General features: G+C 68.3%; 13 protein-coding genes. 6 read left to right on the top strand and 7 right to left on the bottom strand.

From position 1 onward, the window contains the following. The first annotated feature begins 40 nt into the window (after positions 1 to 40). Together WEE69_05570 and WEE69_05565 are read left to right on the top strand one after the other, a co-directional pair. Positions 41 to 919, top strand: coding sequence for an SMP-30/gluconolactonase/LRE family protein (locus WEE69_05570; protein MEX1144755.1), 879 nt, complete (start codon positions 41 to 43; stop codon positions 917 to 919). Between the two features lie 42 nt (positions 920 to 961). Then, positions 962 to 2,038, top strand: coding sequence for a Zn-dependent alcohol dehydrogenase (locus WEE69_05565; protein MEX1144754.1), 1,077 nt, complete (start codon positions 962 to 964; stop codon positions 2,036 to 2,038). A gap of 61 nt (positions 2,039 to 2,099) precedes the next feature. Here WEE69_05565 and WEE69_05560 read toward each other — a convergent pair whose 3' ends face one another. Together WEE69_05560 and WEE69_05555 are read right to left on the bottom strand one after the other, a co-directional pair. Then, complete coding sequence (locus WEE69_05560; protein ID MEX1144753.1) at positions 2,100 to 2,816, bottom strand: PIG-L deacetylase family protein; 717 nt, start codon at positions 2,814 to 2,816, stop codon at positions 2,100 to 2,102. Between the two features lie 22 nt (positions 2,817 to 2,838). Beyond that, the gene (locus tag WEE69_05555; GenBank protein ID MEX1144752.1) at positions 2,839 to 3,783 is read right to left on the bottom strand and encodes a phosphatase PAP2 family protein; all 945 of its coding nucleotides are present in this window, start codon (positions 3,781 to 3,783) and stop codon (positions 2,839 to 2,841) included. Positions 3,784 to 3,891: 108 nt separating this feature from the next. On the opposite strand from WEE69_05555, the gene WEE69_05550 reads away from it, so the two are divergent. Both WEE69_05550 and WEE69_05545 read left to right on the top strand, forming a co-directional pair. Then, positions 3,892 to 4,773 (top strand): hypothetical protein, encoded by an 882-nt coding sequence (locus tag WEE69_05550; GenBank protein MEX1144751.1) that lies wholly within the window; start codon positions 3,892 to 3,894, stop codon positions 4,771 to 4,773. 72 nt (positions 4,774 to 4,845) lie between these two features. Beyond that, entirely contained in the window at positions 4,846 to 5,787 is a 942-nt protein-coding gene (locus WEE69_05545; protein ID MEX1144750.1) for an alpha/beta hydrolase, read from the top strand. A gap of 4 nt (positions 5,788 to 5,791) precedes the next feature. Here the strand turns inward: WEE69_05545 and WEE69_05540 are convergent, their stop codons facing one another. Then, entirely contained in the window at positions 5,792 to 6,184 is a 393-nt protein-coding gene (locus tag WEE69_05540; protein MEX1144749.1) for a DUF427 domain-containing protein, read from the bottom strand. Positions 6,185 to 6,188: 4 nt separating this feature from the next. After that, positions 6,189 to 6,650 (bottom strand): 2,4'-dihydroxyacetophenone dioxygenase family protein, encoded by a 462-nt coding sequence (locus WEE69_05535; protein ID MEX1144748.1) that lies wholly within the window; start codon positions 6,648 to 6,650, stop codon positions 6,189 to 6,191. Between the two features lie 50 nt (positions 6,651 to 6,700). Here WEE69_05535 and WEE69_05530 point away from each other — a divergent pair, with 50 nt between their 5' ends. Then, positions 6,701 to 7,912, top strand: a complete 1,212-nt coding sequence (locus WEE69_05530; GenBank protein ID MEX1144747.1) for a DegT/DnrJ/EryC1/StrS family aminotransferase — start codon at positions 6,701 to 6,703, stop codon at positions 7,910 to 7,912. After that, positions 7,909 to 8,325: a PaaI family thioesterase gene (locus tag WEE69_05525; GenBank protein MEX1144746.1), complete on the top strand. Its 417-nt coding sequence runs from the start codon at positions 7,909 to 7,911 to the stop codon at positions 8,323 to 8,325. Before WEE69_05530 ends, WEE69_05525 begins: the two co-directional genes overlap by 4 nt. A gap of 26 nt (positions 8,326 to 8,351) precedes the next feature. On the opposite strand, the gene WEE69_05520 is transcribed toward WEE69_05525, so the two are convergent. From WEE69_05520 to WEE69_05510, 3 genes are all read right to left on the bottom strand, one after another. Further along, positions 8,352 to 12,494 carry a vitamin B12-dependent ribonucleotide reductase gene (locus tag WEE69_05520; protein MEX1144745.1) on the bottom strand — a complete coding sequence of 1,381 codons (4,143 nt, stop codon included), beginning with the start codon at positions 12,492 to 12,494 and terminating at the stop codon, positions 8,352 to 8,354. A gap of 182 nt (positions 12,495 to 12,676) precedes the next feature. Beyond that, complete coding sequence (gene nrdR / locus WEE69_05515) at positions 12,677 to 13,159, bottom strand: transcriptional regulator NrdR (GenBank protein ID MEX1144744.1); 483 nt, start codon at positions 13,157 to 13,159, stop codon at positions 12,677 to 12,679. A 31-nt stretch (positions 13,160 to 13,190) separates the two neighbouring features. Next, on the bottom strand, positions 13,191 to 13,654 hold a 464-nt coding region (locus WEE69_05510; protein ID MEX1144743.1), incomplete at its 5' end, for a LysM domain-containing protein.

Genomic DNA, 13,654 nt, shown 5'->3' with positions numbered 1-13,654 from the left:
GGAGGCTATCGACCGCGCCGCGCCGCTAGCGTGCCGAATCATGGAGCGAGATCTGCAGGTCGTCGCGACCGGCATCCGGTTCGCGGAGGGCCCGACGTGGTGCTCCGACGGCACCCTCGTGTGCACGAGCGTGGCCAACGGCGCCGTGGTGCGAGTGCACGTCGCCACCGGCGTCGTCGAACCGGTCGCGATGACCGGTGGCGGCGCGAACGCGGTGATCGCCGCGAGCGACGGGGGCTTCGTCGTCACCCAGAACGGTGGCATCGATTACTCGACCACTGGCCTGCGGCTCGATCCGATGCCGGAGTACCAACCGATCACACCGGGCATCCAGCGCGTCGATCCGCAGGGTGAAGTCTCGTATCTGCTCGACGAGGGCTTCCTCGCTCCCAACGACCTGGTGGTCGACGAGCACGGGACGCTGTGGTTCACCGATCCACCGCACTATCCCCCACCGTCAGAGCCCGCCGGACGCGTGCACACGTTGGCCGCGGACGGCACGACGCGCATCGCGTTCGACGGCTTTGCGTACTGCAACGGGATTGCGCTCGAGCCCGACGGGACACCGGTCGTCGTCGAAGGAATGGGTCTCCAACGCCTCCTCCCCGACGGCGGGCGCGAGTGGGTCGTCGAGCAGGTCGGCGAGAGGACCGGCGACGGGTTCTGCGTCGACGCCAACGGTCGGTTCTATGTTGCAGTGACGATCGACCATGGCCTTCGAGTGTTCGAGGCCGACGGCACGGAGGTCGACTTCCTCGAGATCCCTGGGCGGGGGCTCACCACGAACTGCTGCTTCGGCGGCGACGACCTGCGCACGCTGTACGCCGTGGACGGCATGCCGGGTCAGGTCGTGGCGTGGGAAGGGATGCCCACACCCGGACTGCCGCAGCACGAATGGCCGGTACCAACGGCGCGATAGCGTCGCCGTCGCCAGTCAGCAGCAACCCGAGGGGGAGCCACGATGCGTGCCGCGATCTTCACCGAGAACGACGGACCGCTTGTCGTCGAAGACGTCACGCCCACCGATCCAGGACCACGCGATGTGGTGGTCAAGATCACCGCGAGCGGGATCTGTCACTCCGACCTCTCGGTCATCAACGGCACGCTGCCGATGCCCCCACCGTCGATCCTCGGTCACGAGGGCGCGGGCGTTGTCGACTTCGTCGGCTCCGAAGTGAGCGGGCTCAAGAAGGGCGACCGGGTGATCGGGTCGTTCATCCCCGCGTGCGGCACGTGCTGGTTCTGCCTGCACGACAAGTCGAACCTCTGTGAGAACACCTACACGGTGATGGCCAGCCTGCGGGCCACCCGCAGCGACGGCACCCCGCTGCCCACGATGACCGGGCTCGGCACGTTCGCCGACATGATGACGTGCGACCAGATGTCCATCGTGAAGGTCGACACCGAGCTTCCCGACGAGCAGCTCGCGCTGATCGGCTGCGGCGTGACCACGGGCGTGGGCGCGGCGTTGAACACCGCGAAGGTCGAGCCGGGCTCCAGCGTGGTCGTGATCGGCTGCGGCGGTGTGGGCCAGGCCGTGATCCAGGGTGCGCGCATCGCCGGCGCGGCGCGCATCATCGCTGTTGACACAGTCGCGCTGAAGCGCGACACCGCGCTCAAGCTCGGCGCCACCGACGCGGTCGACCCGGCCGATGGCGAGGTGGTGGCGCAGGTCCAGGCGCTCACCAGTGGCCGCGGCGCTGACTACGCGTTCGAGGTGATCGGCGTGGCCGAGCTCATCACCACGGCGTTCAACTGCGTGCGCTCCGGCGGTACTGCGGTTGCGGTCGGTGTGCCGCGCTTCGACGCCGAGGTCAGCCTGCCGACGTTCCCGCTCGTGCTGTCGGAGAAGCGACTGCTCGGGTGCGTCTACGGGTCGGCGCAGGTACGCCGAGACTTCCCGAAGCTCGTCGAGCTCGTGGAGACCGGTCGCCTCGACATCGGCGACATGGTGTCGCGCACGATCTCGCTCGACGAGATCAACCAGGGCTTCGACGCCATGAAGGCCGGCGAGGTCATCCGCACCGTCATCGTCTGACCGACCCCCTTGGGTGCGTCCCTCACCCGGCTATTCCGGGATGAGAGACGCACGTCGGGGTTCAGGTGGTCGCGACTCGCTGGAAGCCTTCGGCGAAGTGGCCTTGGGGGAAGCCGGCGGCTTCCGCGACCATCGCGCCCCAGTCGCGGATCAGACTGTCGAGCATCGCCGGGTCTTGGTGCTGGCTGACGTGGCTCTGGAGCGCGTCGAGCTTGCGATCGATCACGTTGGTGATGTCGACAAAGACGTTCGATGACGCGGTGGCCATGATCCAGACCTCGTCGACTGTCCACGGCTCGAGCCCGTCGACGAGCAGCTCGGGGTGCGCGAACGGGTTGCGCGCGTCGGGGTACACGGCACAGATCGAGGCCTCACCCGCGGCGAGGTGGTCGGGATGGCTCGCGTAGATGCGCTCATAGTTGCGCTCGGGTGACGGGCAGACCACCCGCTGCGGGCGCACCTCGCGGATGACGCGAGACAGGTCGCAGCGGAGTTCGAGGGTGGCCTCGAGCCGACCATCCGGGTAGCCGAGGAAGTGGATGTCGGTCACACCCACGTGCTTGGCCGCGGCCGTCTGCTCGGCGTGACGCGTCTCCTTCATCTCCTGCCGTGACACCGATCGATCGTGACCGCCGGCGTCGCCGTCGGTGACGATGCAATACGCGACGTCGATCCCGGCATCGGTCCATGTGGCGACGGTGCCAGCAGCCCCGAAGTCCACGTCATCGGGATGTGCCGTGATCACGAGCGCGCGCTCGATCTCCTGCTCGTCCACCATGAATCGACCCTACCCCTCGGTCTCAGCGCCTCGAACGCACCACGCTTCGGCGACGTCGTCGAGAGCTGATGACCTCGCCCGGAGAGGGATCCAGCCCGACGCCGCGGAGCGCGGCCAGCAGCACAGCCATCACAAGGAGACCGGCGCCGACGATCACGATCAAGGCCGCTAAGTACGCACCGTCGAGGCGCACCGCGTCGAGCCGGTCCTGGCGGATCGCGAGGTACACGACGACGAAGCCGCCGAACCCGAGCGCGAGCAGCAGCGCGCCGATCCTCGCGAAGGCCGGGGTGACCGCGGGTTCAGCACCCGCGTCGGGATCGCGCTCGGTGATCGCACCTCGCCACCGCATCAGGCCGGCGACCGCCATGCCCGTCCACATCGCGACCACGAGGAAGCCGCCGATCACGTCGCTCGGACGGTGCCCACCAGCGGTGACGGTGCCCGTCCCGACTAGGCACGCATATGCAGCACCGAAGATCGCCGCGGTCGGACGCAGCCGCGCCGGGACCACGAGCACGAACGCCACGGCCAACGACATGGCGACGGTGGTGTGCCCGCTCGGGAAGCTCGGTATGGGCAACGGATCGTTCGTCCCGGTGAGATCGGGGCGCCCGAGCAAGTAGTTCTTGAGGAACTGTGACGTGAGGTTGGCGCCGAGCACCACCGCGGCGGCGGTGACCGCGAGGTGGATGCGGCGCCGCCCGACGGCGATCGCGAGCGCTGCCCCACCGAGCAGCGTGAGCGACGTCACGCTGATCGTGTCGAGAAGAAGGCTCGTCGCGTGGAGCACCACCAGGCGGGTGGTGCGGCCATCGAGCGCGGCGTTGTCGAGGCGTTGGCCCCACCCGGTCCGGACCGCCACCACATAGACGACGGCGAGGAGCACCGCCGAGAGGAGAGCAAGGACGAAGAGCCAGTCGCGGCGTTCCTCGAGCGCCTCATCGGACGCGTTCGGCTCCGCCACGGGCGCATCGTACGGGCGGCTCCCCCGGCATTTCTGCAAGGTGTGGGCCGGCTGGCGCTCTCCTCCTCACAACCCCAGCCGGGGACCAACCAGGAAGAGGGCCAGGACATGCGCCACCGCACCGCTCGTACCGCCGCCATCTGGATCACCGCATTCGTCTGCATCGCCGGGGGAACCGCGATCGGCGTGGGCATGCGCCGCCAGGCGGCGGACGATCCGTCGACCGCCCTCGTCGAGGGCCCGACCACGGTGGCGTCCGGCGACACGCCCGCTGCCCCTGGGGTCGAGGCCCCGTCGGGCGCGGCCGGTACCGACCCCGCGGCCGACGGCCAGCAGGAGCCCGCCGCACCGGCAGATGACGACGCGAACGAGGGCGACGACCGCGAGGACGGGGACGAAGCCGGCGAGCAGGCGCCACCCGAAGGCGAGGAGCGTCCACCGCCGCGGCGCAACCAGCCGCCGATCCCCGAGCTCGAGCTCGAGCCCGGCCGGATCGACCCGCCTCGCTTCCTGCCACCCGCCGGCAACGGCAACGGGAATGGCAACGGGAACCAGCCGCCGCCTCCCCCACCGCCTCCTCCGCCGCCCGCGCCGATGGCGTTGCGCATCGAGGTCCCTAGGGGTCGCATCGGTCCCGGTCCGATCTACGAGCACGGCGCCGGCGTCTGCAACAACGCCGACCACAGCGGCATGACGTCGACCTGGGTGTCGGTGGTGGTCAGCCAGCAGCCGCAGGCCACGCCGTACCGAGTGACCGCAACCGCGCGAGCCGGCAACGCGACCGTCCAAGCGACCGTGCTTCAGGAGCCGGGACAATCCAACCGCTTCACCATCCACTACTCCTTCCCGAGAGGCAGCGTGCGCCGGCCCACGAACATCGCCATCAACGCGACGGTCACCGACGCGCGAGGGCGGCGCGCAACCATGGAGCAATGGGGTGGTCGGGACGGCATCGGCCACCGCCTCAACCCCGCCGATTGGTGTCCCTGATCCAACGAACGCGCGATGCTCTGCGGCCCGGCCCGAAAGGGGCCGGGCCGCAGCATTTCGTGGAGGTCGGCCGTGCCCGTGGATCCCGCACTCGTGCCGGTGCTCGACGCGGCGCGTGAGACGCCGGCGCGCGACCCGAACGTGACCGTCCAGGAACAGCGCGACAACGCCCATGGGTTCATGCAGCAGTCGTTCATGGCGTTGGGCGAGCCCGGCCCTGACGTCGGCAAGGTCTCGGACGTGCGGGTGTCGGTCGACGGCGGTGAGATCACCGTGCGCGTCTATACGCCACCGGGTGCGGGCCCCTTCCCTGCCCACATCTACTTCCACGGCGGCGCGTTCTGGCTCGGCGAGCTCGACCACTTCGACGTGCCGTGCCGAGAGCTCTGCGCCGGCGCAGGGTGCATCGTCGTGTCTGTCGACTACCGGCTCGCTCCCGAGCACCGGTTCCCGGTCCCGCCCGAGGACTGCTACGCCGCGCTGCTCTGGACGGTCGAGCACGCCTACGAGCTCGGCATCGACCCGTCGCGGGTTTCGATCGGCGGCGGCTCCGCCGGCGGCAACCTCACGGCCGTCGTTGCGTTGATGGCCCGCGACCGTGGCGGTCCACTTCTGGTGCTGCAGGTGCTCGACATCCCGGTCACCGACCTGACGATGAGCTGCGCGTCGATCACCGAGAACGGCGAGGGCTACATGCTCACCCGGGGTGCCATCGAGCAATACTGCGACTACTACCTCGCGGACCCGGCCGACGCGACGAACCCGTACGCGTCACCAATGCTTGCCGACGACCTCTCGAACCTGCCGCCCGCCGTCGTGATGACGGCCGAGTTCGACCCGCTGCGCGACGAGGGCGAGCGCTACGCCGACCGGCTCGCTGCGGCGGGCGTCCCGGTCCAGTTCAAGCGGTGGGACGGCCATGTCCACGGCTCGTCGTCGATGACCGCGCTCGTGCCATCAGCCCGCGACTGGCGCAACGAGATCATCCGAGCCCTGCGCGCGGCGTACGCCTGACGCGTCAGGTGCTCGTCTTGGACCAGGGCGACGTCGGGCGTTCCTGAAGCTCGCCGTCGAGCACGTGATCCGCGTGCTCGGCGTAGAAGCAGACGTGCCCGGCGATGCGCTCGACTCCGTCGATCGGTTGCTCGTAGCTCCACGCCAGGTCGCGGTGCTCGTCACTCCCCACCCGCACGGTCCAGTACGAGGCTTGGCCCTTGAACGGGCACACCGTCTCGGTCGGGGTTGCGTCGAGGTGCTCCATGCGCACGTCGTCGCGCGGGAAGTAGTACCGCACCGGGAGACCGGTCTCTTCGAGGGTCACGGTGCGAGTGGACGACGCGACGGTGACGCCGTCCACCACGACATCGACTCGCCGCGGCTCGTCGCGCAGCTGAAGCGCGTGTCCTTCCACGAAGTCAGTCGGTGAGGACGTTGGGACGCGGGATGCCTTGCGAGTCGAGGAGCATGTAGTAGCCGGCGAGCACGGTGGCGGCGTCGACGACGCTCTCGATGTTGCCGTCGGCGTCGAGGTTGAGGTTCGAGCCGTAGATCTGGAACCACACCCGCGTGTCATCCTCGATGCAGGTGAGCGTGTGCACCGAGCCGGCCGGCTCGTAGAGGAACGACCCCGCCCGGTTCACGTAGTCGGACTCCTTGTACTTCCACGCGCCCGACTGCGTGTAGCCCCACACCGGACCGGTGTGCTTGTGGGTCGGCACTTGGTAGCCGTTCTGGAAGATGTTCTCCACGATCCAGAGGCCCTCGTGCTCCTTGGTCTGGAGCACCTTCAGCTTGCTGCCGTCGCCGATGTCGGCCCACGGGAACTCGTCGCTCCCGACGTGGACCGCGGTCGGTGCCTGTTCGTTGATCAGCGTCATGCACCCCACGCTAGCCCCATAGGCTGCGCGTCCGACGAGGGGGCCGAGCCGTGCGCCGCATCGAGTATGCCGGGAGCGTTCACGACGACGAGGAGATCGACGCGGTCGTCGAGGTGTTGCGCGGCGGAGCAACAGCGTTGCGCATCGGGCGCAACATGCGGGAGATGGAGTCGCAGGTGGCGGCCCTCTTCGGCAAGCGCCGCGGGATCATGTGCAACTCCGGCTCGTCGGCGCTGTACCTCGCGGTGGAGCTCCTCGGGCTCTCGCCCGGTGACGAGATCATCACGTCGCCCGTCACCTTCTCGACCGACATCGCACCGATGGTCCGCGCCGGCCTCGTCCCCGTCTTCGTCGACGTGGAGCCCGACACCTACAACGCCGACGTTGATGCGATCGAGGCGCTGGTCGGCCCTGCGACGAAGGCGATCCTCCTGCCCAACCTCATCGGCAACGCCCCCGACTGGGATCGGGTCCGCGAGATCGCCGACCGCCACGGACTCCTCGTGGTCGAAGACTCGTGCGACGCCCTCGGCGCCAAGCTCCGCGGCACGTCGACGGGCACCCGTTCGCACATCAGCGTGACCAGCTTCGCCTTGTCCCACATCATCACGGCGATGGGAACGGGCGGGATGGTGTGTGTCGACGACGACGCATTCGCCGACCGTTGCCTGCTCCTGCGTCGTTGGGGACGCCGCTCGGAAGTGCAACTCTACGGCTCTCGCCGCGGCGACAAGCGGTTCTTCTCCGACGTGGACGGTCTCGAGTACGACAACCTCTTCATCTTCGACGAGGTGGCTTGGAACTTCGAGCCATCGGAGGTGAGCGCGGCGTTTGGTCTCGTGCAGTTGCGCAAGCTCCCGACCTTCCTTGCCACTCGCCAGCGGAACTTCGCCCGGCTGCACGAGCACCTCGCTCGCCATCCCGATGTGTTCGTGCTCCCCCGCACCCTCGAGGGCCTGGACACCGGCTGGCACATGTTCCCGGTGCTGATCCGCCCCGAGTCGGGGGTCCGGCGCTCGGAGTTCCAGGAGCACATGGAGGGCCAGGGCATCGACACCCGCATGGTCTGGACCGGGAACGCGCTTCGCCAACCGGCGTTCAAGGGCATCGCCCACCGCGCACCGCCCAACGGCTGCCCGAATGCCGACCGCGTGATGGAACAAGGTCTCGTGCTGCCTTCGAACCACGCGATGACCGATGACGACGTCGATTACATCGCCGAGACCGTCGACGCCTTCCTCGCGAGGCGAGAGAGCGCATGACCGACGAGCCGAAGTACTTCGCCATGGGGTGCGAGTTCTTCGACCAGCTCCCGCATCGGCACGTGGAGGTCGACGGCGAGTTCGGCGTCGAGATCGACGTGAGCGACGACATGCGCGGCCCAGCCGGATCGGTGCACGGAGGGCTGGTCTCGATGCTGGTGGACGTGGCGGGGGCGTCGAGCCTCGCCCGCGCGACTGGTCGACCGGTGGCCACCGCCTCCACGTCGATCCAGTACCTCGCGGCAGGGCGCGTCGGCCCTCTGCGAGCAACCGGTACCGTGCTGCGCACGTCGGAAGCGCTCGGCGTCGTAGACGTGAAGGTGATCGACGCCGGTCGCGACGACCGCCTCCTGGCCGCCGCGCACGTGACGCTCCGCTTCCTCAGCGGCGACGGCTACGTGCGCCAGACCTAGCTCCGTCTCACCGACGCCGCGTCAGGTCAGGAACAACCGGTGGTGGCGCCGCAGGACGGACATGCGAAGCATGAGCCAGCGCGCTGCATGATGTCGCCGCACGCGTAGCAGAGGACCACCTCGACCTCGCGGTCGTGGCGCGCTTCAGGTGCGGGCTCCGCTACCGCCTCGACCGGTGCCGACTCGGGCGGCGCCATCGGAAGTTCCATGATGTGCGACGGTGCGCGGTCTTCCGGCGGGAGCAGGTCGAGACCGGACTCCGTCACCGTCGTGGCCTCCTCGACGCCGGGGAGCGTGGGCTCCATGCGCTCGTCGATCGTGAGCACACCGAGGTCCTTGCGCTCGTCGAACGTGAGGTACTCCACCGCGAGGCGCCGGAAGATGTAGTCGACGAGGCTCGTGGCGAACCGGATGTCGGGGTCGTCGGTCATGCCAGCGGGCTCGAAGCGCATGTTCGTGAACATGTCGACGAACGCCCGGAGCGGTACGCCGTACTGAAGGCCGTGGCTCACCGAGATGGCGAACGCATCCATGATCCCGGCGAGCGTGGATCCCTGCTTCGCCACCTTGAGGAACACCTCGGCAGGGCGGCCGTCTTCGAACTCACCGACGGTCGCGTACCCGTGGCAGTCGGCGACGCGGAACGAGAAGGTGCGCGACGAGCGGGTGCGCGGTGGCTTCTGCCGGATCGGCTGCTGCACGATGACGGTCTCGACGATCCGCTCGACCTCGCGGATGACGACGCCGGCCTGGTCCGCCGCCTCGGCCACCTCGGCAACCTCGACCGTCTTCACCGTCCTCTTCTGCGTGGCCAACGGCTGCGCCACCTTGCAGTTGTCGCGGTAGATGGCCACGGATTTCAGCCCCAACTTCCAAGCTTGGATGTGGAGGTTCTCGATTTCCTCGACCGTCGTTTCTTCGGGGGCATTCACAGTCTTCGAGATACTCCCGCTCAAAAATGGCTGCGCGGCACCCATCATCTTCACGTGACCCATGTAGTGGATCGTGTTGTCGCCCATCGAGCACGCGAACACGGGGAGGTGCTCGGGGTTGAAGCCGGGTGCGCCAACGAGGGTCTTGTGCTCGTTGATGTGCTGGACGATCGCGTCGCCCTGCTCGTCGGAGTACCCGAGCTTGCGCAGCGCGCGCGGGATCGTCTGGTTCACGATCATCATCGTTCCGCCACCCACCAGCTTCTTCGCCTTTGTGAGGGCGAGGTCGGGCTCGATGCCGGTCGTGTCGCAGTCCATCATCAGCCCGATGGTGTTGTGACTCACGAAGCCGTTCGCGACGTAGGTCACATTGTCGGGAACCGAGAGGTCGAACGTCAGCTCCTCGTCGCCGAGCTCGGCCGACGCGATGGTGTCGTAGAAGAAGCCGAGGAGATGACCGAGCTCGTCGTCATGAGTGCGCTCGTAGAGCTCGTTGACCAACCGTCGGGACACGGTGCCGCGGGCTACCTCCATCAACAACGTCCTGCGCAACCGGTCGTTCGTGGGCGCGAGACGGTCCACGAGCTCCCGGGTGATCGGGATGTGGTCCTTGCGGGCGGCCTGGCGGCCTTCACTCCGGAGCACTGCCGCGTTCTTGCGGTCACCGAGGAAGCCGACCTCGTCGAGCCAACGTGAGTGGTACGACGTGTTGAGCAGGCGGAGCACAGCCAGCGTCGATTGCCCCCACCCGGTGATGTCGAACTTGCGGGTGGTCGGGTAACCAAGCGCCAGGAGCAGCGCCTGCACGTCGTGCGAGAACTCCAGCGAGGTGGTGGCCCAGTGCGGGATCCCGGACGTGACCGTGCCGTCGGCCTCATAGAGACCGCGTACGAACGCCGCGTACACGTCGCGATCGTTCGTGTACAGCAGCGCGTCCGGGACGTGCGGGATCCATCCCTTGCCGGTGTGGTCTTCACGAGGCAGGCGCTTCGCGAAGCCACACGTCTCCCACCACTCGGTGAGCCGGACGGAATGGAACGCAACCTCCGTGTAACCCCGTTGCTGAGTGATGTGCGCTTGGAGCCCGAAGCATTCCTTGCCGAGGTGCGAGAGACGTTCGACCACGTCGAAGTCGCCGTCGGCGACGCAGAGACGGATACCCCTCGAGTGAAGTGATCCATCGCCCATGAAGTACCCGACGAGCTCCGCGAGCTCCGGTGTGACGACACGAGGAGCCTCGGCCTTCCACTCACCGGTCCAGTAAGCCTCCGGAAGCGGCGGGAGGCGCACCGGCTGCGGCTCTCCGACGAGCTGATCGAGCGACAGCGGGACGCGATCGCCGGCGCGGACATCGGCGATGTGACGCCAGACCCACACTCCGTACTCGTCGACGACCTTGATCCGATGCTTCGTCGTACCGCGGAGTCGGTAGCCGCGTGACGTCACGACGTCGACGACGGGCTCGACGCCGTTCACGTAGAACTTCGTAGCCTCCCGTGGTCCATGGTCGGTCTGGACATCGATCGCGAGCGGCTGCCACGGTTCACCTGCCGGGTTCCCGAGCGAGCCAAGCCGCACGAGCCCACGCTCGGTCGGCACGAGCGACCCACCGACCAGACAACCCGTCGGAGCGAGCACGGTCGCCTGCGAGTTGCGGACGCCCTGGGTCTCCGCGACCTCGACGGCCTCGTCCCACGATCGTTGCGCCGCGCTGAGCAGCTCAGGCGGCACGAGCTCCTCGTCGATCTTGGCCACCTCGGCGCGGTGCATCCGCAGCACGTTGAGCATGGCGTCTTCGTTGTCGGCGTAGCCGGCGAACGGGCCCATGCGGCCCGCGGTCTTGGCGCTCGTCGCGTACGCGTGACCGGTCGTGAGCGCAGTGATCGCCCCGGCCCACGCCCGACCCTCGTCGGAGTCATAGGGCAGGCCTTGCGCCATCAGCAGCGCCCCGAGGTTGGCGTACCCGAGGCCGAGCTGGCGGAACTTGCGGCTGTTGTCGCCGATCTTCTCGGTCGGGTAGTCGGCGTTGCCGACGAGGATCTCCTGCGCGGTGAACATGACCTCGACGGTCTGCTGGTACGCGTCGGTGTCGAAGTTGCCGTCTTCGTCGAGGTACTTCAACAGATTGATGCTGGCCAGGTTGCAGGCCGAGTTGTCGAGGTGCATGTACTCGGAGCACGGGTTGCTGGCGTTGATGCGGCCGGTGTTGGGCGCGGTGTGCCAGCGGTTGATCGTGGTGTCGAACTGCATCCCCGGGTCCGCGCACTCCCACGACGCTTCCGAGATCTGCCGCATGAGGTCACGCGCCTTGACCGGCTTGATCGACTCCCCGGTCTTCACGGCCTTCAGCGCCCAGTCGCCGTCCTCCTCGACGGCGCGCATGAACTCGTCGGTGACCCGCACGGAGTTGTTGGCGTTCTGGTACTGGATCGAGTGGCTGTCGATGCCGTCGAGATCCATGTCGAAGCCCGCGTCGCGCAACGCGCGCGCCTTGCGCTCCTCACGCGCCTTGCACCAGATGAACTCTTCGATGTCGGGGTGATCGTCGTTGAGGATGACCATCTTGGCGGCGCGCCGGGTCTTGCCGCCCGACTTGATCGTCCCCGCCGAGGCATCGGCGCCGCGCATGAAGCTGACCGGACCGCTCGCGGTGCCACCACCCGCGAGGCCCTCGTATGACGAACGAATGTTGGACAGGTTGATCCCGGAACCCGAGCCACCCTTGAAGATGGTCCCCTCTTCCCGGTACCAGTTGAGAATCCCGTCCATCGTGTCCTCGACCGCGAGGATGAAACACGCGCTCGATTGTTGGGGCACGCCCTTGACACCGATGTTGAACCACACCGGGCTGTTGAAGGCCGCGCGTTGCGTCACGAGGATGTGCTTGAGCTCGTTGCGGAACGCGGCACCTTCCTGGTCGTCCACGAAGTATCCGTCGCGCATGCCCCACGCGGTGATCGTGTCGGCGACGCGGTCGATGACCTGGCGCAGCGACCACTCGCGCTCGTCGGTGCCGAGCGTGCCGCGGAAGTACTTCTGAGCAACGATGTTCGTGGCGTTCTGCGACCACTCGACGGGGAACTCCGCGTCGGGCTGGTAGAAGGCGTCGGTGCCGTCTTTGAAGTTCGGGATGCGCGCGTCGCGCCGTTCCCACTCGACCGTGTCATAGGGGTGCACCCCGGGCCGGGTGAAGAACCTGCGGATCCCGATCCCGATCTGCTCCGGCGCGATGGCCACGTGACTCCTCCTGTCCTCAATCGTCGCTCGGATCTCCCCCGAGCCTTCCCCCGGCGCCGGTCGCCCCAACCCCAAGATGTGGGGGTGGAGGGGGCGACCGTCGCTAGATGCGGGGCGTATTACAACACTGGAATTCCATCCGTGTCAATGGGCAACTTCAGCAACATTTCCCGATCCCGGGCCTAGGGCCGGGAACCGGGGCGGGGCTTGGGCGCCGTGGTCTTGCGGAGCTCTCCGACCTCCCGCTCGAAGTCGGCCACCGCCTCGAAGCCCTTGTAGACCGAGGCGAAGCGCACGTACGACACCTCGTCGAGCACCCGAAGCCGCTCCAGCACGGCCATGCCCAGGCGCTCGGTGGTGACCTCGGGCCCGCTGGCCCGGGCCTCCTCCTCGATCTCGGTGACGAGCGCGGTGACGGCCGCCGGGGAAACCGCACTCCCGGCCACGGCCCGCTCGACCCCGCCCTCGAGCTTGGACCGCTCGAAGGGCTCCTTGACCCCGGAGCGCTTCACGACCATGAGGGGCAGCTCGACGACGCGCTCGTGGGTCGTAGAGCGACGCCCGCACCCGAGGCACTCACGCCGGCGGCGAACCGAGGCGCCGTCGTCGGCCGGCCGCGAGTCGACGACCTTGTCGTTGTCGGCTTGGCAGTAGGGGCAGCGCACCACGCCAACGTATCCCGCACCATGGAAGGTTTCAGCGGGGCAGGCGGATGGTCTCGCCGGGCAGCAGGGGTGCGCCGTGGCGCGCCTCGTACAGCTCGTCGACGAGCGGGCGGAGATCCGTGCCGGGACGCAAGCGCTCGACGATCGCCCAGAGCGTGTCGCCCGGCCGCACGACCGCGACCGAGGCCGACGAGGGCTGGGCGGAGCGGCGCTCGGGGGGAGCGAGGGGTGTTCCCCCGAGCGCGACGCCCGCCTCCCCCGTCACGACCACCGCACCGAGGACCAGCGCTGCCGCCAAGAGTCGGCGACGCCGGTAGGTGGCGCGGGAGACCCGGCGGCCGCGCGTGGTGGCTGGGCGCGGGGCGCGCCAGTGGGTCGCGGGTCCCACGAGTGCGCCAGTGCCGGGGAAGGTCGTGACGGCGGCCATGGTCTGTTCGGTCAGCTCCTTCGGTGTCGTTTCGCTGTCCCCCGCAGGGAACCACGAGGGTGTGACAG

The sequence above is a fragment of the Acidimicrobiia bacterium genome (assembly GCA_040881685.1).
Lineage (GTDB): Bacteria > Actinomycetota > Acidimicrobiia > IMCC26256 > PALSA-555 > SHVJ01.
This window is presented reverse-complemented; position numbering and strand designations above follow the sequence as displayed.